This window comes from Pseudomonas sp. MF5691 (assembly GCF_016405645.1).
Lineage (GTDB): Bacteria > Pseudomonadota > Gammaproteobacteria > Pseudomonadales > Pseudomonadaceae > Aquipseudomonas > Aquipseudomonas shahriarae.
The window spans coordinates 1-20,518 of sequence record NZ_JAEKDC010000005.1 but is presented as its reverse complement, the minus strand read 5'-3'; the positions used below and the strand labels follow the sequence as shown (position 1 = coordinate 20,518).

The 20,518-nt window shown below is 60.2% G+C and carries 19 protein-coding genes; 15 read left to right on the top strand and 4 right to left on the bottom strand.

Annotation, left to right across the window (positions count from 1 at the left end):
- Nucleotides 1–27 precede the first annotated feature (27 nt).
- The gene (locus tag JFT44_RS09240; protein WP_003172097.1) at nt 28–630 is read right to left on the bottom strand and encodes a peroxiredoxin; all 603 of its coding nucleotides are present in this window, start codon (nt 628–630) and stop codon (nt 28–30) included.
- A 235-nt stretch (nt 631–865) separates the two neighbouring features.
- Here JFT44_RS09240 and JFT44_RS09235 point away from each other — a divergent pair, with 235 nt between their 5' ends.
- Both JFT44_RS09235 and bfr read left to right on the top strand, forming a co-directional pair.
- Complete coding sequence (locus tag JFT44_RS09235) at nt 866–1,084, top strand: bacterioferritin-associated ferredoxin (RefSeq protein WP_057958606.1); 219 nt, start codon at nt 866–868, stop codon at nt 1,082–1,084.
- 201 nt (nt 1,085–1,285) lie between these two features.
- Entirely contained in the window at nt 1,286–1,756 is a 471-nt protein-coding gene (gene bfr / locus JFT44_RS09230) for a bacterioferritin (protein WP_057439332.1), read from the top strand.
- A gap of 66 nt (nt 1,757–1,822) precedes the next feature.
- On the opposite strand, the gene grxD is transcribed toward bfr, so the two are convergent.
- Nucleotides 1,823–2,161 carry a Grx4 family monothiol glutaredoxin gene (grxD, locus tag JFT44_RS09225; protein ID WP_032858447.1) on the bottom strand — a complete coding sequence of 113 codons (339 nt, stop codon included), beginning with the start codon at nt 2,159–2,161 and terminating at the stop codon, nt 1,823–1,825.
- Nucleotides 2,162–2,264: 103 nt separating this feature from the next.
- Nucleotides 2,265–4,373 carry a molybdopterin oxidoreductase family protein gene (locus JFT44_RS09220; RefSeq protein ID WP_198830577.1) on the bottom strand — a complete coding sequence of 703 codons (2,109 nt, stop codon included), beginning with the start codon at nt 4,371–4,373 and terminating at the stop codon, nt 2,265–2,267.
- Between the two features lie 435 nt (nt 4,374–4,808).
- Here JFT44_RS09220 and argF point away from each other — a divergent pair, with 435 nt between their 5' ends.
- Both argF and JFT44_RS09210 read left to right on the top strand, forming a co-directional pair.
- On the top strand, nt 4,809–5,729 hold the full coding sequence (gene argF, locus JFT44_RS09215; protein ID WP_115128901.1) for an ornithine carbamoyltransferase: 921 nt from the start codon (nt 4,809–4,811) through the stop codon (nt 5,727–5,729).
- Nucleotides 5,726–6,835: an ABC transporter ATP-binding protein gene (locus tag JFT44_RS09210; RefSeq protein ID WP_057958603.1), complete on the top strand. Its 1,110-nt coding sequence runs from the start codon at nt 5,726–5,728 to the stop codon at nt 6,833–6,835. Before argF ends, JFT44_RS09210 begins: the two co-directional genes overlap by 4 nt.
- Nucleotides 6,836–6,994: 159 nt before the next feature.
- On the opposite strand, the gene ybaK is transcribed toward JFT44_RS09210, so the two are convergent.
- Entirely contained in the window at nt 6,995–7,465 is a 471-nt protein-coding gene (ybaK, locus tag JFT44_RS09205; RefSeq protein ID WP_057438370.1) for a Cys-tRNA(Pro) deacylase, read from the bottom strand.
- A 371-nt stretch (nt 7,466–7,836) separates the two neighbouring features.
- On the opposite strand from ybaK, the gene JFT44_RS09200 reads away from it, so the two are divergent.
- The 11 genes from JFT44_RS09200 (at nt 7,837) to JFT44_RS09150 (ending at nt 20,334) form a co-directional block, all read left to right on the top strand.
- The gene (locus tag JFT44_RS09200; RefSeq protein ID WP_057958602.1) at nt 7,837–8,691 is read left to right on the top strand and encodes an MIP/aquaporin family protein; all 855 of its coding nucleotides are present in this window, start codon (nt 7,837–7,839) and stop codon (nt 8,689–8,691) included.
- A gap of 78 nt (nt 8,692–8,769) precedes the next feature.
- Nucleotides 8,770–10,275 (top strand): glycerol kinase GlpK, encoded by a 1,506-nt coding sequence (gene glpK, locus JFT44_RS09195; protein ID WP_029295173.1) that lies wholly within the window; start codon nt 8,770–8,772, stop codon nt 10,273–10,275.
- Nucleotides 10,276–10,370: 95 nt separating this feature from the next.
- Complete coding sequence (locus JFT44_RS09190; protein WP_057438366.1) at nt 10,371–11,126, top strand: DeoR/GlpR family transcriptional regulator; 756 nt, start codon at nt 10,371–10,373, stop codon at nt 11,124–11,126.
- A 269-nt stretch (nt 11,127–11,395) separates the two neighbouring features.
- A complete protein-coding gene (gene glpD / locus JFT44_RS09185; RefSeq protein ID WP_057958601.1) occupies nt 11,396–12,934 on the top strand; it encodes a glycerol-3-phosphate dehydrogenase in 1,539 nt (512 codons plus the stop codon).
- A gap of 377 nt (nt 12,935–13,311) precedes the next feature.
- The gene (locus JFT44_RS09180) at nt 13,312–14,244 is read left to right on the top strand and encodes a glutamate/aspartate ABC transporter substrate-binding protein (protein WP_029295166.1); all 933 of its coding nucleotides are present in this window, start codon (nt 13,312–13,314) and stop codon (nt 14,242–14,244) included.
- Between the two features lie 192 nt (nt 14,245–14,436).
- Entirely contained in the window at nt 14,437–15,183 is a 747-nt protein-coding gene (locus JFT44_RS09175) for an amino acid ABC transporter permease (protein ID WP_057958600.1), read from the top strand.
- Nucleotides 15,183–15,854 (top strand): ABC transporter permease subunit, encoded by a 672-nt coding sequence (locus tag JFT44_RS09170; protein WP_057958599.1) that lies wholly within the window; start codon nt 15,183–15,185, stop codon nt 15,852–15,854. Before JFT44_RS09175 ends, JFT44_RS09170 begins: the two co-directional genes overlap by 1 nt.
- Nucleotides 15,851–16,585 (top strand): amino acid ABC transporter ATP-binding protein, encoded by a 735-nt coding sequence (locus tag JFT44_RS09165; RefSeq protein ID WP_057438360.1) that lies wholly within the window; start codon nt 15,851–15,853, stop codon nt 16,583–16,585. The genes JFT44_RS09170 and JFT44_RS09165 overlap by 4 nt, the downstream gene beginning before the upstream one ends.
- A gap of 161 nt (nt 16,586–16,746) precedes the next feature.
- Nucleotides 16,747–18,648 (top strand): sensor histidine kinase, encoded by a 1,902-nt coding sequence (locus tag JFT44_RS09160; protein WP_115128904.1) that lies wholly within the window; start codon nt 16,747–16,749, stop codon nt 18,646–18,648.
- On the top strand, nt 18,645–19,985 hold the full coding sequence (locus JFT44_RS09155) for a sigma-54 dependent transcriptional regulator (RefSeq protein WP_057958597.1): 1,341 nt from the start codon (nt 18,645–18,647) through the stop codon (nt 19,983–19,985). The genes JFT44_RS09160 and JFT44_RS09155 overlap by 4 nt, the downstream gene beginning before the upstream one ends.
- Nucleotides 19,986–19,995: 10 nt before the next feature.
- Nucleotides 19,996–20,334 carry a GlpM family protein gene (locus JFT44_RS09150; RefSeq protein WP_057438356.1) on the top strand — a complete coding sequence of 113 codons (339 nt, stop codon included), beginning with the start codon at nt 19,996–19,998 and terminating at the stop codon, nt 20,332–20,334.
- Nucleotides 20,335–20,518 lie beyond the last annotated feature (184 nt).

Here is a 20,518-nt window from a genome sequence, read left to right as displayed (position 1 = left end):
GCCGGTTTTTTTTACCGCGAATCTGGCTTACAGCTTGCCAGCGTTCTCGGTCAGGTAAGCCGCAACGCCTTCTGGCGAAGCGTTCATGCCTTTGTCGCCTTTTTTCCAGTTGGCTGGGCAGACTTCGCCGTGCTCTTCGTGGAATTGCAGAGCGTCGACCAGGCGGATCAGCTCTTCCATGTTACGGCCCAGCGGCAGGTCGTTGATGATCTGCGAGCGCACAACGCCCTTGTCGTCGATCAGGAACGCGCCACGGAAAGCCACGCCGCCTTCGGACTCAACGTCGTAGGCCTTGGCGATGTCGTGCTTCATGTCGGCAGCCATGGTGTATTTGACTTTGCCGATGCCACCATCATTGATGGCTGTGTTGCGCCAGGCGTTGTGGGTGAAATGGGAGTCGATGGACACGGCAACCACTTCAACGTTACGTGCCTTGAAGTCGTCCATGCGGTGATCCAGGGCGATCAGCTCGGATGGGCAGACGAAAGTGAAGTCCAGCGGGTAGAAGAACACCAGGCCGTATTTGCCTTTGATGGCTTCAGACAGCTTGAAGCTGTCAACGATTTCGCCATTGCCGAGGACGGCAGGTACGTCGAAATCCGGGGCTTGTTTGCCGACGAGTACACTCATTGGTTATCTCCTGATGGTAATTGAAGTAAATGGACCGCCCCTGAGTCTGCCGTGAATTGACGACAGGCCTGTGACGCGATCACGCTTCGTAAAGACCGACCATCATACCTGAAAAAAGCCGTTCGTCAGTGAGGGGCCCACGGCGGGCAAAGGTTTGAGAAAGCACTTTGACAATCATTCTCGTTAACATTAAGATCCATCGCACTTAAGCCTTAAACCGCGATGGTTCTCCCTTATGTATGTCTGCCTCTGCACTGGCGTCACCGACGGACAAATCCGCGAAGCGATCTATGAAGGTTGCTGCAGCTACAAGGAAGTGCGTGAAACCACCGGCGTTGCCAGCCAATGTGGCAAATGTGCCTGCCTTGCCAAGCAAGTGGTACGGGAAACCCTGACATCGCTGCAAACAGCCCAGGCCGCGATTCCCTACTCGGCAGAATTTACACACGCCTGAAGTGGCGTGTTTTAAAGAACCGGACTTAGCGTCCGGTTTTTTTATGCCTGTAATTCAAATAGTTAGCGCCAAGACGCGGAACACAAACATTCTTATTCCGATTAATTTTCATTTATTATTCAATAACTTAGGTTTGACACTAGTAGTTGTGCAGCTCAAACTCCGCCTTATATACAACGAATACAGGGCAGGACCCCAATCATGAAAGGCGACATCTCAGTCATCCAGCAACTCAACAAAATCCTTGCCAATGAACTGGTCGCGATCAATCAGTATTTCCTGCATGCACGCATGTATGACGATTGGGGCCTGGAAAAGCTCGGCAAGCGTGAGTACAAAGAGTCGATCAAGGCCATGAAGGACGCAGACGCGCTGATCAAGCGCATCCTGTTCCTCGAAGGTCTGCCGAACGTCCAGGACCTGGGCAAGCTGAACATCGGCGAGCACACCCTGGAAATGCTCAACAGCGATGTGGGCTTCGAGCGCAAGAGCCATGCCGACCTCAAGGCCGCCATTGCACATTGCGAGACCAAGGGCGACTTCGGCAGCCGCGAACTGCTGGAAGATATCCTCGAAGACCAGGAAGAGCATATCGACTGGCTGGAAACCCAGATCGGCCTGATCGACAAAGTGACCCTGGAAAACTACCTGCAATCGCAGATGGGTGAATAACCGCGCCAACAGGCACAAAAAAGCCCCGCTCTCGAATGAGAAGCGGGGCTTTTTATTGCGCGCGAATTACGCTTCGGTCTTGGCCGCTGCTTTTTCAGCTGCGTCCTTGATCAGCGCTTGCAACGAACCATCAGCCGCCATTTCGGTGATGATGTCGCTACCGCCGACCAGCTCACCGGCCACCCAAAGTTGTGGGAAAGTAGGCCAGTTGGCGTACTTCGGCAGGTTGGCGCGGATTTCCGGGTTTTGCAGGATATCGACGTAAGCGAACTTTTCGCCACACTGCATGACGGCCTGGGAGGCCTTCGCGGAGAAGCCGCACTGCGGGGCATTCGGTGCGCCCTTCATGTAAAGCAGAATGGTGTTGTTAGCAATCTGCTCTTTAATCGTTTCGATGATATCCATGGAACACCTCGGCTGGAACTTTGCGACTCACAGGTCGGCACGGTGGCGCATTGTAACGCAAAATCCCAGCGTGGTGCTCGGGCTCCCCGACAGACTCACTGCGTCACGCCGCCGCGACCTGCACCGGCACGCCGTTCAACGCCGCGTTACCTGACAGTTCGTCCAACTGACGCTCATCCGTCAGGTCGTTGGCACTCGCCCCCGGCTGCGCGCTGGCAATACTCATCTGCACACCCGGCCGGTCATGACCCCAGCCGTGGGGCAGGCTGACCACGCCGGGCATCATCTCCAGGCTGGCCAGTACGTGGACCTCGATCATGCCGATCCGCGAACTGACCCGCACGCGCTGGCCGTCACTCAGTTGGCGACTGGCGAGGTCATCCGGGTGCATCAGCAACTGATGCCGCGGCTTGCCCTTCACCAGCCGGTGATAGTTATGCATCCACGAATTGTTGCTGCGCACGTGCCGGCGGCCGATCAGCAGCAACTCATCAACCTTGGGCAACGGCAATGCGGCAAACCGCGCCAGGTCCGCGAGGATCACTGCTGGCGCCGCCTGCACCCGACCATTGGCGGTTTTCAAGCGTCCCGCCAGGTTGGCCTTCAGCGGTCCCAGGTCCAGGCCATGGGGATGCTCGGCCAGCATCGCCACCGACAGCTTGTGCGAGGAAGCATCGCCATAGGCCCCGGCCCGCAGGCCCAGGTCAATCATCTGCGCCGGCGCCAGGGTTGGCTTGAGCGGGTTGCCAGTGCGGGCCGCAAACGCCTGGGCCAGCCCGACAAAAATCTCCCAGTCGTGCAACGCGCCCTCGGGCTTGGGCAGGATCGCCCGGTTGAAGCGCGTGACGTTACGCACTGCAAACATATTGAAGGTGGTGTCGTAGTGATCGTTCTCCAGGGCCGAGGTCGATGGCAGGATCAGGTCGGCATAGCGCGTGGTTTCGTTGATATACAGGTCCACGCTGACCATGAACTCCAGACCGTCCAGGGCCTGCTCCAATTGGCGTCCGTTGGGGGTGGACAACACCGGGTTGCCGGCCACTGTCACCAGCGCACGGATTTGTCCTTCGCCCTCGGTGAGCATTTCTTCGGCCAAGGCCGACACCGGCAGCTCGCCGCTGTATTCGGGACGCCCGGACACCCGGCTCTGCCAACGGTTGAAGTGCCCACCAGACGTGGCGGCCACCAGGTCCACCGCTGGTTCGGTGCACAAGGCGCCCCCGACCCGGTCCAGATTACCGGTGACCAGGTTGATCAACTGCACCAGCCAGTGGCAAAGGGTACCGAACGCCTGGGTCGATACCCCCATCCGCCCATAGCAGACCGCCTTGTCTGCCGCCGCAAAATCCCGCGCCAACTGGCGGATCTGCTCGGCCGGCACCGCGCAGTGGGCGCTCATGGCCTCGGCGGTAAAGCCTGCGACAGCCCGGCGCACCTCCTCCAGGCCGTCCACCGGCAAGTGGCTGTCGCGGGTCAGGTGCTCACTAAACAATGTGTTGAGTAGCCCGAACAGCAACGCCGCATCCCCGCCGGGGCGCACAAACAGGTGCTGGTCGGCCATGGCCGCCGTTTCACTGCGTCGGGGGTCGACCACCACCACTTTGCCGCCCCGTGCCTGAATGGCCTTCAGACGTTTCTCCACGTCCGGCACGGTCATGATGCTGCCATTGGAGGCCAGTGGATTGCCGCCCAGAATCAACATGAAGTCGGTCTGGTCGATATCCGGGATGGGCAGCAACAGGCCATGGCCGTACATCAGGTGGCTGCTGAGGTGATGGGGCAGTTGGTCTACCGACGTCGCGGAGAAGCGATTGCGCGTCTTCAACTGCCCGAGGAAGTAGTTGCTGTGGGTCATCAAGCCGTAGTTATGCACACTGGGATTGCCCTGGTACACCGCCACCGCATTCTGCCCATGCCGCGCCTGGATCCCCGCCAGCCGTTCGGCCACCAGGGCGAAGGCCTCGTCCCAGGGGATCGGCTGCCACTCGCTGCCCACCCGCAACATCGGCTGGTGCAGGCGGTCGGGATCGTTCTGGATATCTTGTAGGGCCACGGCCTTGGGGCAGATATGGCCACGGCTGAAGGTATCCTGGGCGTCCCCTTTGATCGAGGTGATGGCAATGCTGCCATCATCCGAAGTGGTGGTTTCCAGGGTCAGGCCGCAAATGGCTTCGCACAGGTGGCAGGCACGGTGATGGAGAGTCTTGGTCATGGCCAGTCTCTTTATTAGGGCTTTGGCCTGACTATGGGCTGCGCCCAGCGGCGGCACCAGCATCGTTCGCCCCGTGAATCAATGGGCATCAGGCCAGACCATGGGCAAGCATGAGCAAATGTTTCAGAAACCGCCCACACCGCCCCAGAAACCGACGCAACCTGGCCCGGGGCCGCCATCACACATTGCAAAAGGTCGCGGCGCCAGTGTACAAATGACCCGCTGCTGTCCGTAAACAGGCCTCAAAAGTGCAATTCCCGCCCCTTTGAACACCCCTAAAAAACCGTAGCCTATTGGTAAGACGCGACATTTAATGTCAATATCGCGCCTTCCCCTATTTCGTCGCCCCGTGCGGCTTTCGCCGCAGGTCTCGCCCGTTGTCACAATAAACAAGGCTTTGAGTATCTGCGGTCTGTTGCAAAAAGGTAGTTAATGATGAGCGCAAGGCACTTTCTCTCCCTGATGGATTGCACGCCCGAAGAGCTGGTCAGCGTGATCCGTCGAGGCATTGAGCTTAAAGACCTGCGTAATCGCGGCGTACTGTTCGAGCCTTTGAAAAACCGTGTACTCGGGATGATTTTCGAGAAGTCGTCCACCCGTACCCGCCTGTCCTTCGAAGCCGGCATGATCCAGCTCGGCGGCCAGGCGATTTTCCTGTCGCCTCGGGATACCCAACTGGGCCGTGGCGAGCCGATCAGCGATTGCGCCATCGTCATGTCACGCATGCTCGATGCGGTGATGATCCGTACCTTCGCCCACAGCACCCTGACTGAATTTGCCGCCAACTCGCGAGTGCCGGTGATCAACGGGCTGTCCGACGACCTGCATCCGTGCCAGTTGCTCGCCGATATGCAGACGTTCCTCGAACATCGCGGCTCGATCCAGGGCAAGACTGTGGCCTGGATCGGCGATGGCAACAATATGTGCAACAGCTATATAGAAGCGGCGATCCAGTTCGACTTCCACCTGCGCATCGCCTGCCCCGAGGGCTACGAGCCGAGCGCCGAATTCCTGGCCAAGGCCGACGCCCGCGTGCAAATCGTGCGTGACCCGAAAGACGCGGTGATCGGCGCGCACCTGGTGAGCACCGACGTCTGGACCTCCATGGGCCAGGAAGACGAGACCGCCAAGCGCCTGGCCCTGTTCGCGCCTTATCAAGTCACCCGTGAATTGCTCGACCTCGCCGCCCCGGATGCGCTGTTCATGCACTGCCTGCCGGCCCATCGCGGCGAAGAAATCAGCCTCGACCTGTTGGACGACCCGCGCTCCGTCGCCTGGGACCAGGCAGAAAACCGCCTGCATGCGCAGAAGGCCCTGCTGGAATTCTTGGTCCCACCGGCGTATCACCACGCATGAGCCAGCCACTTCTGCTGAACCTGCGCAATCTGGCATGCGGCTATCAGGACCAACGGGTGGTGCAGAATCTCAACCTGCACCTCAACGCTGGAGATATCGGTTGCCTGCTGGGCTCCTCGGGCTGTGGCAAGACCACCACCCTACGGGCGATTGCCGGGTTTGAGCCGGTGCACGAAGGCGAGATCAACCTGGCTGGCGAAGTGATCTCCAGCGCCGGCTTTACCCTGGCCCCGGAGAAGCGTCGCATTGGCATGGTGTTCCAGGACTACGCGCTGTTTCCACATCTGAGCGTGGCCGACAATATCGGCTTCGGCATTCGCAAACACCCGCACAAAGAGCGGGTGGTCGCCGAACTGCTGGAATTGGTCAACCTGAAGAACCTGGGCAAGCGCTTCCCCCACGAACTGTCCGGTGGCCAACAACAGCGCGTGGCCCTGGCCCGTGCTCTGGCGCCGGAACCGCAACTGCTGTTGCTGGACGAGCCGTTCTCCAACCTCGACGGCGAACTGCGGCGCAAGCTCAGCCATGAAGTGCGCGACATCCTCAAGGCCCGTGGCACCAGTGCGATCCTGGTGACCCATGACCAGGAAGAAGCCTTTGCGGTGAGCGACCATGTCGGCGTGTTCAAGGAAGGCCGCCTGGAGCAGTGGGATACGCCCTACAACCTCTATCACGAACCGCTGACGCCCTACGTCGCGAGTTTTATTGGCCAGGGTTATTTCATCCGTGGCCAATTGAGCACTCCGGAGTCGGTCACTACCGAACTGGGCGAGCTGCGCGGCAATCGTGCCTATACCTGGCCAACCGGCTGCGCGGTGGATGTGTTGCTGCGCCCGGATGACATCGTGTATGCACCGGACAGCCCGCTGAACGCGCTGATCGTCGGCAAGACCTTCCTGGGTGCCTCGACCCTGTACCGCCTGCAGTTGCCGACCGGCGCCCAGCTGGAGTCGATTTTCCCCAGCCATGCCGATCATCAGGTGGGTGTACACGTGGGGATCCGCGTGGCGGCCGAGCATCTGGTGTTGTTCCAGGCTTCGGGGAGCACGGCGGCGCAGATCCCGCAGGTGGAGTCCGGTGTGCGGCGCTACAGCACCGCCGGCTGAACAAACCGAGTCAAAAATGTGGAAGCGAGCTTGTGTGGGAGCCGGGCTTGCCCGCGATGCAGGCGCCTCGGGCTGTCAGCTACAGCGAGGTGAGGCTATCGCAGGCAAGCCAGCTCCTACAGAGGCTGGCTCACACATCTGATTCCTCCGTTCTTGAAATCACGCCCGGCCAATCGGCGCAAATTTACCCTGGGTATGCTCGGCCAACACCGCCGCCGCCAACTCCACTTCCAACCCTCTCCTGCCTGCGCTGACAAAAATTGTCGCAAAAGGCTCTGCGCTCACATCAATGAAGGTGCGCAAGCGCTTCTTCTGCCCCAAAGGGCTGATCCCACCCAACAAATAACCGGTCGAGCGCTGCGCCGCCGCCGGGTCGGCCATCTCGACTTTCTTTACGCCCGCCGCGTGAGCCAGGGCCTTCAAATCAAGACTTCCGACGACCGGCACCACAGCCACCAATAATTCGCCTTTTTCGCTGCTGGCAAGCAACGTCTTGAACACCTGCGCCGGGTCGAGGCTCAACTTTTCCGCGGCCTCCAGGCCATAGGATGCCGCCTTGGGGTCATGTTCATAACTGTGGATGCGATGTTCGGCGCGAACTTTTTTCAACAAGTCCAATGCAGGTGTCATGGAGGCTCCAGGCTTGGGGAAAACGTGGAAAAACAGACCGCCGATTCTAGGACAAACCCAGGCAAAACGCTCTAGTGCAGGGGGTCGTGCGACGAATCCGCGCAGATCCTGGCCACGCTTGCCGCCAGCCCCGCCGATGGGTTGCCGAGATCATTCATCACGCGAATAGTTTGAAAATGACCAACCGTTCACTTTCGACCTTTGACAGCGGCGTTTCTTGTCTATATTTTTTCGTTTCCGAATACTGTAAGAATCTATCCACAGTGTCCGAGCAGTAAGCCGTGAGCAGGATGGGGATCCTGACCACGGTGAAAATCGCGCATCGCCCGTTGTGGCACAGCGCCAGACAAGAAAAAAAATCGAGGTTTTCAATGACAACTGCTCTTCAACAGCCTTCACTCTCCAGCCAATGCATGGCCGAGTTCCTCGGCACCGCGTTGCTGATCTTCTTCGGTACCGGTTGCGTCGCTGCGCTCAAGGTCGCGGGTGCCAGCTTTGGCCTGTGGGAAATCAGCATCATCTGGGGGATCGGCGTGAGCATGGCGATCTACCTGAGCGCCGGCATTTCCGGGGCTCATCTCAATCCAGCCGTCAGTATCGCGCTGTGCATCTTTGCCGATTTCGACAAGCGCAAACTGCCCTTCTATATCATCGCCCAGGTTGCCGGCGCCTTTTGCTCCGCCGCGCTGGTCTACACGCTCTACAGCAACCTGTTTTTCGATTACGAACAAACTCACCAGATGGTTCGTGGCTCCGCAGCCAGCCTGGAACTGGCCTCGGTGTTCTCCACCTACCCGCACGCCCTGCTGAATACGGCCCAGGCGTTCCTGGTGGAAATGGTCATCACCGCGATCCTGATGGGCGTGATCATGGCCCTGACCGACGACAATAACGGCTTGCCCCGCGGCCCCCTGGCCCCGCTGTTGATCGGCTTGCTGATCGCCGTGATCGGCAGCGCCATGGGCCCGCTGACCGGGTTTGCGATGAATCCGGCTCGGGATTTCGGCCCCAAGCTGATGACCTTTTTCGCCGGTTGGGGTGAAATGGCTTTCACCGGCGGGCGCGATATTCCTTACGTCCTGATTCCGATCATTGCACCGATTGTCGGTGCCTGCCTCGGCGCTGCGGCCTATCGCGGGTTGATTGCCCGCCATCTGCCCAACGCCGCAGCTGCTACAACTGATGCAGCCGAAACCGCCACCAGCGGCAACACCCGAACTTCTTGAAAGCGGTAGCCTGAGCCCTTCTGCCCCTTGCGGCCCAGGCTACTTACCCACTCCTTTTTTCCGTCCAAGGCAATCGACATGACCGACACACAGAATAAGAACTACATCATTGCCCTCGATCAGGGCACCACCAGTTCCCGGGCGATCATCTTTGATCGTGACGCCAACGTGGTGTGTACCGCCCAGCGTGAATTCGTCCAGCACTACCCGCAAGCCGGTTGGGTCGAGCATGACCCGATGGAAATCTTCGCCACCCAGAGCGCCGTGATGGTCGAGGCCCTGGCACAAGCCGGCCTGCACCACGACCAGGTCGCCGCCATCGGCATCACCAACCAGCGTGAAACCACCGTGGTCTGGGACAAGATCACCGGCCGCCCGATCTACAACGCCATCGTCTGGCAATGCCGGCGCAGCACCGAAATCTGCCAGCAGCTCAAACGCGACGGCCATGAGCAATACATCAGCGACACCACCGGCCTGGTCACCGACCCGTACTTCTCCGGTACCAAGTTGAAGTGGATCCTCGACAACGTCGAAGGCAGCCGCGAACGCGCGCGCAACGGCGAGCTGCTGTTCGGCACCATCGACAGCTGGCTGATCTGGAAATTTACCGGCGGCAAGACCCACGTCACCGACTACACCAACGCTTCGCGCACCATGCTCTTCAACATCCACACCCTGGAGTGGGATGCGAAGATGCTGGAGGTCCTGGACATCCCGCGCGAGATGCTGCCGGAAGTGAAGTCCTCCTCGGAAATCTATGGCCGCACCAAAAGCGGGATTGCCATCGGCGGCATTGCCGGCGACCAGCAAGCCGCCCTGTTCGGCCAGATGTGCGTTGAGCCGGGCCAGGCGAAAAACACCTACGGCACCGGTTGCTTCCTATTGATGAACACCGGCGACAAAGCGGTCAAATCCCAGCACGGCATGCTCACCACCATCGCCTGCGGCCCGCGTGGCGAAGTGGCTTACGCCCTCGAAGGCGCTGTGTTCAACGGTGGTTCCACCGTGCAGTGGCTGCGCGATGAGTTGAAGATCATCAATGACGCCCACGACACCGAATACTTCGCCAACAAGGTCAAAGACAGCAACGGCGTGTACCTGGTACCGGCGTTCACCGGTCTCGGCGCTCCGTACTGGGACCCCTACGCCCGTGGCGCGCTGTTCGGCCTGACCCGTGGCGTACGTGTCGATCACATTATTCGTGCAGCCCTGGAGTCGATTGCCTACCAGACCCGCGACGTGCTCGACGCCATGCAGCAGGACTCCGGCGAACGCCTCAAATCCCTGCGGGTAGACGGCGGCGCAGTGGCCAACAACTTCCTGATGCAGTTCCAGGCCGACATCCTCGGCACCCAGGTCGAGCGCCCGCAAATGCGCGAGACCACGGCGTTGGGCGCTGCCTACCTGGCCGGCCTGGCCTGTGGCTTCTGGGGCAGCCTGGATGAGCTGCGTGGCAAGGCAGTGATCGAACGCGAGTTCGAACCACAACTGGACGAGCCCGCCAAAGAAAAACTCTACGCCGGCTGGAAAAAAGCGGTCAGCCGCACCCGTGACTGGGAACCCCACGAAGGCGCTGAATAAGCCAAGCGTAGGACCCACATCGGGTTGTAACTGGCAGGGAGCAGATTCCTGCGTCATCATGGGCCACTTTTGTATGGCAGCCCACAGGACGCCCAATGAATCTGCCTCCCCGTCAGCAACAAATCCTCGAACTGGTCCGCGAACGCGGCTACGTCAGTATCGAGGAAATGGCGCAGTTGTTCGTTGTTACCCCGCAAACCATCCGCCGCGATATCAATCAGTTGGCCGACGCCAATCTGCTGCGTCGCTACCACGGCGGCGCCGCCTATGACTCCAGTGTCGAAAACACCGAGTACGCCATGCGTGCCGACCAGATGCGCGATGAAAAGCAGCGTATCGGCGAAGCCATTGCCGCACAGATCCCCGATCATGCCTCGCTGTTCATCAATATCGGTACCACCACCGAATCCATTGCCCGGGCGCTGCTCAACCACAGTCACCTGAAGATCATCACCAATAACCTCAACGTCGCCATGATGCTCAGCGCCAAGGACGACTTCGACGTGCTGCTGACCGGCGGCAATGTACGCCGTGACGGCGGCGTGGTGGGCCAGGCCAGCGTGGACTTCATCAATCAGTTCAAGGTCGACTTCGCCCTGGTGGGTATCAGCGGTATCGACGAGGACGGCAGCCTGCTGGACTTCGATTACCAGGAAGTGCGGGTTTCCCAGGCGATCATTGCCAACGCACGCAAGGTGATCCTCGCGGCGGACTCCAGCAAATTCGGGCGCAACGCCATGATTCGCCTGGGGCCGATCAGTTTGATTGATTGCCTGGTCACCGATCAGCAGCCGGTGCCGGCGCTGGTGCAGTTGTTGAGCCAGAACAAGATTCGCCTGGAAGTCGTCTGAGCGCCCCCTGAGCTCGCTGGCGCCTGGACCTGCGCCATCGCGGGCAAGCCCGCTCCCACAGGAGCGGGCTTGCCCGCGATGGCGGCCCAGGGCCACAACTCTCTTGAGCCAGCACCCGGCTCAATGTTCACAATTTTTCCTTTTCCCGCCCTTCGATGAGTTTTTTCAATCGAAGTCAGCTGGCTGTGCCCGCGTTTATGAGCTACCATTTTCGCAAATGAACATTAATGTTCGAATTCCAATATTAAAAAAGATCGCGAGGCCAGCCGATGACCCCTTCTACCTTGCCTGCTCCACCCCTTGCCGAAGTCTATGATGTTGCCGTGATTGGCGGCGGGATCAATGGTGTAGGCATCGCGGCAGACGCAGCCGGTCGCGGCCTGTCGGTATTCCTTTGCGAAAAGGATGACTTGGCCAGCCACACCTCGTCTGCCAGCAGCAAGCTGATCCATGGCGGCCTGCGCTATCTTGAACATTACGAATTCCGCCTGGTGCGCGAAGCCCTGGCCGAACGCGAAGTGCTGCTGGCCAAGGCCCCGCACATCGTCAAGCAGATGCGTTTTGTGTTGCCCCATCGCCCGCACCTGCGCCCGGCCTGGATGATCCGTGCCGGCCTGTTCCTGTACGATCACCTCGGCAAGCGCGAGAAACTTGCAGGCTCCAAAAGCCTGAAGTTCGGCGCCGACAGCCCGCTGAAAAGCGAAATCACCAAGGGCTTCGAATACTCCGATTGCTGGGTCGACGACGCGCGCCTGGTTGTACTCAACGCCATGGCCGCCCGGGAAAAGGGTGCACATATCCACACCCAGACCCGTTGCGTCAGCGCCCGTCGCAGCAAGGGCCTGTGGCACCTGCACCTGGAGCGCGCCGATGGCAGCCTGCTGTCGATCCGCGCCAAGGCTCTGGTGAACGCGGCCGGCCCATGGGTCGCCAAGTTCATCAAGGATGACCTCAAGCTCGATTCGCCGTATGGCATCCGCCTGATCCAGGGCAGCCACCTGATCGTGCCGAAACTGTACGAAGGCGCCCATGCGCACATCCTGCAGAACGAGGATGGGCGTATCGTCTTCACCATTCCGTACCTCAATCACCTGACCATCATCGGCACCACCGACCGTGAGTACACCGGCGACCCCGCGAAAGTGGCGATCACCGAAGGTGAAACGGACTACATGCTCAAGGTGGTCAACGCCCACTTCAAGCAGCAGTTGAGCCGCGACGATATCGTGCACACCTATTCCGGCGTGCGCCCGCTGTGCAACGACGAGTCGGATAACCCGTCGGCCATTACCCGCGACTACACCCTGGCACTGTCCGGCAGCGGCGAAGAAGCGCCGATCCTGTCGGTGTTCGGTGGCAAGCTGACCACTTACCGCAAGCTGGCCGAGTCGGCCCTGGCGCAACTGGCCCCCTACTTCCCGCATATCAAGCCGAGCTGGACCGCCAAGGCCAGCCTGCCCGGCGGTGAAGACATGAGCACGCCGGAAGCCCTGGCCACCGACATTCGCAGCAAGTTCGAGTGGATCCCCAGCGAGATCGCCCGCCGCTGGTCGACCACCTATGGCAGCCGCACCTGGCGCCTGCTCGAAGGCGTGCAATCGCTGGCCGACCTGGGCGAGCACCTGGGTGGCGGCCTGTACACCCGGGAAGTCGACTACCTGTGCGCCGAGGAATGGGCGACCCAGGCCTACGACATCCTGTGGCGGCGCACCAAACTCGGGCTGTTCACCACCCCCGAGGAGCAGGAGAACCTGCAGCTTTACTTGGTCAAGGTCGAACAGAACCGCAGCAAGATCGAAGCAGCCTGATGCATCCAGCCCCTGCGCCGAAAGGCCCAGGGGCTTTTTTATGGACGTCTTGATGTGAAATGCGATCAATGTGGGAGCTGGCTGGCCTGCAACAACGGGCGGTGATCGCCGGCAGCCAATGCCTACAGATTCGGTTTTCCGAACGTGGTAACGCCACCTATTCGGTTTGCCGGATTTAAACACCGGATAAACCTCGTCATATAAAGTTAATCGCCATATAAATCATACAGTTAGACTTTTAATCAGAGTCTGGCACGACTCATGCTCTACACTTGGTACGTGTTTGTCTGAGATGCTTCAGGAGCCGTCACAGGCATTCGCTGTATCGAAAGAGCCGTCCAGGCTTCATAAAAAAAACAAATGTCGAGGAAGTATTGATGCGTATCGTTCCCCATATTTTGGGCGCAGCTATCGCTGCTGCTCTGATTAGCACTCCAGTCTTCGCCGCCGAACTGACCGGCACGCTGAAGAAAATCAAAGAGTCGGGCACCATCACCCTGGGCCACCGCGACGCCTCCATTCCGTTTTCCTACATTGCGGATGGTTCGGGCAAACCAGTGGGCTACTCCCACGACATTCAACTGGCCATCGTCAAAGCTGTCGAGAAAGACCTCGGCATGAAGGAAGGCGAGCTGAAGGTCAAATACAACCTGGTCACTTCGCAAACCCGTATCCCGCTGGTGCAGAACGGCACCGTGGACGTTGAGTGTGGTTCCACTACCAACAACGTTGAGCGTCAGCAGCAAGTCGACTTCTCCGTCGGCATCTTCGAAATCGGTACCCGTCTGCTGTCCAAAAAGGACTCGACCTACAAGGATTTCGCTGACCTCAAGGGCAAGAACGTCGTGACCACCGCCGGCACCACGTCCGAGCGCATCCTCAAGTCCATGAACGCTGACAAGCAGATGGGCATGAACGTCATCTCCGCCAAAGACCACGGTGAGTCCTTCCAGATGCTGGAAAGCGGCCGCGCCGTTGCCTTCATGATGGACGATGCGCTGCTGGCCGGTGAAATGGCCAAGGCCAAGAAGCCTACCGACTGGGCCGTGACCGGCACGCCGCAATCCTTCGAAATCTATGGCTGCATGGTTCGCAAAGGCGATGCACCGTTCAAGAAGGCTGTGGATGACGCTATCGTCGCCACCTACAAGTCTGGCGAAATCAACAACATCTACACCAAGTGGTTCAGCTCGCCGATCCCACCAAAAGGCCTGAACCTGATGTTCCCGATGAGCGACGAACTCAAGGCCCTGATCGCCAATCCGACCGACAAAGCAGCCGACGACAAAACGGCTGAAAAAAAGTCCTGATTCCGAACTAACCTTATCTCCTGAGGGAGCCAACCCTCCCTCAGGCGTCTGTTACTACCTGCTGGCATTATTTGGAACACTCGACCTGGCGGTTTCCGAGCCGATCGCGTGTGCCTGACGTTCACCGTCAGGCGGGAATGGATCTTCCCCAAGCGGGTGCTTGTACATCGATTGATTTCGGGGGAGACCCTAATGAATTACAACTGGGACTGGGGCGTATTCTTCAAGTCCACCGGCGTGGGCAGCGAGACCTATCTCGACTGGTTCATCTCCGGTTTGGGCTGGACCATCGCCATCGCCATCGTGGCGTGGATCGTCGCCTTGCTGCTGGGCTCGATACTGGGTGTGATGCGCACGATGCCTAACCGCCTCGTAGCCGGCATCGCCACCTGCTATGTGGAACTGTTTCGTAACGTGCCACTGCTGGTACAGCTGTTCATCTGGTACTTCCTGGTGCCCGACCTGCTGCCGCAAAACCTGCAGGACTGGTACAAACAAGACTTAAACCCAACCACCTCGGCCTACCTGAGCGTTGTCGTGTGCCTGGGCCTGTTCACCGCCGCCCGCGTATGTGAACAAGTGCGTACCGGTATCCAGGCGCTGCCCCGTGGCCAGGAAGCCGCCGCGCGCGCCATGGGCTTCAGCCTGTCGCAGATCTACTGGAACGTGCTGCTGCCCCAGGCCTACCGGATCATCATTCCGCCGCTTACCTCGGAATTCCTCAACGTGTTCAAGAACTCCTCCGTGGCGTCCTTGATCGGCCTGATGGAACTGCTGGCGCAAACCAAGCAGACCGCCGAGTTCTCGGCCAACCTGTTTGAAGCCTTCACCCTGGCCACGCTGATCTACTTCACCCTGAACATGAGCCTGATGCTGCTGATGCGCCTGGTCGAGAAGAAAGTCGCTGTGCCCGGCCTGATTTCCGTGGGGGGCAAATAATGGAATTTGATTTCAGCGGCATTATCCCGGCCATGCCTGGCCTGTGGAACGGCATGGTCATGACCTTGAAGCTGATGGTCATGGGCGTGGTCGGCGGTATCGTTCTCGGTACTATCCTGGCCTTGATGCGCCTGTCCTCCAGCAAACTGCTGTCCAGCCTGGCCGGCGCCTATGTGAACTACTTCCGCTCGATCCCGCTGCTGTTGGTGATCACCTGGTTCTACCTGGCGGTGCCGTTCGTGTTGCGCTGGATCACCGGCGAAGACACGCCAATCGGTGCGTTCACCTCCTGCGTCGTGGCCTTCATGATGTTCGAGGCGGCGTACTTCTGCGAAATCGTGCGGGCCGGCGTGCAGTCGATCCCCAAGGGCCAGATGGCTGCGGCACAAGCGATGGGCATGACCTACGGCCAGACCATGCGCCTGATCATCCTGCCCCAGGCGTTCCGCAAGATGACCCCGCTGCTGTTGCAGCAGAGCATCATCCTGTTCCAGGACACCTCGCTGGTCTACACCGTGGGCCTGGTGGATTTCCTCAACTCCGCCCGTTCCAACGGCGACATTATCGGCCGCTCCAATGAGTTCCTGATCTTTGCCGGTGTCGTCTACTTCATCATCAGCTTTGCCGCCTCGCTGCTGGTCAAGCGTCTGCAAAAAAGGTTTGCCGTATGATCTCTATCAAGAACATCAACAAGTGGTATGGCGACTTCCAGGTGCTGACCGATTGCAGCACCGAGGTCAAAAAAGGCGAAGTGATCGTGGTGTGCGGGCCCTCCGGCTCGGGCAAATCCACCCTGATCAAGTGCGTCAACGCCCTGGAACCGTTCCAGAAAGGTGACGTTGTGGTCGATGGCACCTCGATTGCCGACCCGAAGACCAACCTGCCGAAACTGCGCTCGCGCGTAGGCATGGTGTTCCAGCACTTCGAACTGTTCCCGCACATGACCATCACCGAAAACCTGACGGTTGCGCAGATCAAGGTGTTGGGCCGCAGCAAGGCAGAAGCCGAGAAGAAAGGCCTGCAATTGCTGGAGCGTGTAGGTCTGTCGGCACATAAGGACAAGCACCCGGGCCAACTGTCCGGCGGCCAGCAGCAGCGCGTGGCGATTGCCCGTGCTCTGGCAATGGACCCGATCGTCATGCTGTTCGACGAACCGACCTCGGCCCTGGACCCGGAGATGGTCAACGAAGTACTGGACGTGATGGTGCAACTGGCCCAGGAAGGCATGACCATGATGTGCGTGACCCACGAAATGGGCTTCGCCCGCAAAGTGGCCGACCGCGTGATCTTCATGGATGCCGGCAAGATCATCGAAGACTGCCCTAAAGAAGAGTTCTTCGGCGATATCAGCGCCCGTTCCGAACGTGCGCAGCACTTCCTCGAGAAAATCCTGCAGCACTAAGCACAACACAGCGTCCACTGTAGAAACCGGGCCCTGTGGGAGCGGGCTTGCCCGCGATTGCGGCATATCAGTCAACCTCTGTGGCTGACCTACCGTCATCGCGGGCAAGCCCGCCCCCCACACCGGTCCAGGCAAGCGCTGGTTGACCCAAGGCATCTGTGATGAAATGCGACCCCACCCTCTATCGCGCCGCACCGCCATCCCTTGCCGTGAAGCCTCGTCTGATTCGCCAGCTGTTCCTGCCGCCCCTGATCATCCTGTTGATGATCGGCCTGGGTTTTATCGGCTTCTGGACCAGCGAGTACTACGGCATCCGGACCCTGGGCGAGAACGGCGAGCGCCAGTTGGAGCTGCATGCGCGCACGGTCGAGAGTGAGATCAGCAAGTACACCTACCTGCCCAGCCTGCTGGAGCTGGAATCCAGCGTCTCCAAATTGCTGGCCGACCCGAACCCGGAACACCGGCAAGCGGTCAACGAATACCTCGAAGGCCTGAACCGGCGCAGCCGCAGTCGGGCGATTTATGTGATGGACACCACCGGCCGCGTGATGGCCACCAGTAACTGGCGCGATGTCGACAGCTACCTCGGTGAAGACCTGTCGTTCCGCGCCTATTTCCAGAATGCCGTACGTGGCCAGCCCGGCCGTTTCTATGGCATCGGCAGCACCAATGGCGAGCCTGGCTACTACCTGGCCCACGGCCTGGAAGAACACGGCAAGATCATTGGTGTCGCAGTGGTCAAGGTGCGCCTCGAAGCGCTGGAAGAACGCTGGCAGCGCGCGCGTCTGGAAGCCTTTGTCAGCGACGAGAACGGCATCATCATCCTCTCCAGCGACCCGGCACGCCGGCTCAAGGCGGTGCGCCCGCTGAGCGACGATACCAAGGAGCGCCTGGCCCGCAGCCTGCAATATTACTGGGCGACCCTCAACGAACTGCAACCCCTGGCCCGCGAACAGCTCGACACTGGCACCGAAAAGCTGACCTTCCCGGCCAACAGTGAAGTGGTGGCCGACGACCGGGAAGTCACCTACCTGGCCCAGACCCGGCCCCTGAACGACACACCGTGGAATTTCACCCTGCTCACCCCGCTCAACGACCTGCGCCAGGCCGCGATCAACCAGGGCATCCTCGTTGCGGTGGCCTTTGCCCTGGTGGCGTTCCTGCTGATTGCCTGGAATGAGCGGCGCAAGGTAATCGCCACACGCCTGGCCGCCCGCGAGGCCCTGCAGGAAGCCAACAACCAGTTGGAGCGGCGGATTGCCGAGCGCACCACCGACCTGCGCGCCAGCAACGAACGGCTCAAGGCGCAGATCCGCGAGCGGCGCCAGGCCGAAGAAACCCTGCGCCGGGCCCAGGACGAATTGGTCCAGGCCGGCAAATTAGCGGCCATCGGCCAGATGTCCACCAGCATCGCCCATGAACTGAACCAGCCGCTGGCGGCCCTGCGCACCTTGTCCGGCAATACCGTGCGCTTCCTCGAGCGCGGCGCCCTGGATACTGCCAGCACCAACCTCAAGACCATCAATGAACTGATCGACCGCATGGGACGCATCACCGCCAGCCTGCGCTCGTTTGCCCGGCGGGGCGACGACCAGGGCGAAGCCAGTCTGGGCAAGGCCGTGGATGCGGCGTTCCAGGTCCTGGGCAGCCGCCTCGACAGCCTGCCGCTGACCGTACACCGTCAGTTCAGCCAGGCCATGTTGCAGATCGACCAGACGCGCCTGGAGCAAATCCTGGTCAACCTGATCGGCAATGCCCTGGACGCGATGCACGCCCAACCCGCCCCGCAGCTGTGGCTGGAAAGTGACATCAGCGAAGGCAAATACCGCCTGCGGGTGCGGGACAACGGGCATGGCATCGACCCTGAGACCCGCAAGCATTTGTTCGAACCCTTTTTCACCACCAAACCCGGCGAGCAAGGCTTGGGCCTGGGCCTGACCCTGTCGGCCAGCCTTGCCGCAGCCACCGGCGGCAACCTGGCCGTCGAGCATCCGGCCGCTGGTGGTACAGCCTTTGTCCTGAGCCTGCCCCTGGCAGGCCATCAACCCGGCGAGTCGATATGAACAGCCAACCCAACACCGAGCTGACCGTGCTGATTGTCGAAGACGATCCCCATGTGTTGCTCGGCTGCCAGCAAGCCCTGGCCCTGGAAGATATTCCCAGCGTCGGCGTGGCCAGCGCAGAAGAGGCACTCAAGCGTGTCGGCGAGAACTTTGCCGGCATTGTGATCAGTGACATCCGCCTGCCCGGCATTGACGGCCTGGAGCTGTTGACCCGCCTCAAGGCCCTGGATAAAAGCCTGCCGGTGGTGCTGATCACCGGCCACGGCGATATTTCCATGGCAGTGGGTGCGATGCGCAACGGTGCCTATGACTTCATGGAGAAACCCTTTTCTCCGGAGCGCCTGGTGGACGTGGTGCGCCGCGCCCTCGAACAACGTGGCCTGGCCCGGGAAGTCTGGGCGCTGCGCCGGCAACTGGCCGAGCGTGACTCCCTGGAAGGCCGGATCATCGGACGATCGCCGGCGATGCAGAACCTGCGCGAGTTGATCGCCAACGTCGCCGACACCTCGGCCAACGTGCTGATCGAAGGCGAGACTGGCACCGGCAAAGAGTTGGTCGCCCGCTGTCTGCACGACTTTAGCCGCCGCCACGCCCACCAGTTCGTCGCCCTGAACTGCGGCGGCCTGCCGGAAAACCTGTTTGAGAGCGAGATTTTCGGTCACGAAGCCAACGCCTTCACCGGTGCGGGCAAACGGCGGATCGGCAAGATCGAGCATGCCCACGAAGGCACGCTGTTCCTCGACGAAGTGGAAAGCATGCCGATGAACCTGCAGATCAAACTGCTGCGGGTCTTGCAAGAGCGCACCCTGGAACGCCTGGGTTCGAACCAGAGCGTGGCGGTGGATTGCCGGGTGATTGCCGCGACCAAGTCCGACCTCGACGACTTGAGCCGCGCCAACCAGTTCCGCAGCGACTTGTATTACCGCCTGAACGTGGTGACCCTGGAACTGCCGCCGCTGCGCGAGCGCCGCGAAGATATCCTGCAGTTGTTCGAACACTTTCTACAGCAATCATCCCTGCGCTTCGACCGCATCGCCCCGGAGCTGGACAACCAGACCCTGTCCAGCCTGATGAGCCATGACTGGCCCGGCAACGTACGTGAACTGCGCAACGTCGCCGAACGTTTTGCCCTGGGCCTGCCCGCCTTCAAGAAAAGCGGCGCCAGCCCCGACAACCATGGCCTGGCCTTTACCGAAGCGGTGGAAGCCTTTGAACGCAACCTGCTCAGCGACGCCCTGCAACGCAGCGGCGGCAACCTGACCCAGGCCAGCCAGGAACTGGGAATGGCCAAGACCACCCTGTTCGACAAGGTCAAGAAATACGGCCTGAGCCATTAAGGAGTCATGCGTGGATTTAGTCTTCAAGGCCGCCCTCGGAGCGGCGGTGGTGTTGCTCCTGGCGGTGCTGGCCAAAACCAAGAACTATTACATCGCCGGCCTGGTGCCGCTGTTTCCGACTTTTGCACTGATCGCCCACTACATCGTCGGCAAGGGCCGCTCGGTGGACGACCTGAAGACCACCATTGTGTTCGGCATGTGGTCGATCATTCCGTACTTTGTGTACCTGGCGACGCTGTATGTGATGGTCGACCGCATGCGCCTGGAGGCCTCCCTGGCGGTGGCCGCGGTGGCGTGGCTGATGGCGGCGACGGTGCTGGTGAGTGTGTGGATTCGAATTCACGCCTGACACTCCACGGCTCCACTGTGGGAACTGGATCCACTCGGTACACCCATAAAACCGAGTTGCCTGCATCGCAGCCTCGCTAAAGCTCGACAGCTCCCACATTTGATCCCTGTGATTCCCCAATCCCTTATGGGAGCTGTCGAGCCCCGGCGAGGCTGCGATGGGATCGACTCGGTACATCTGCAAA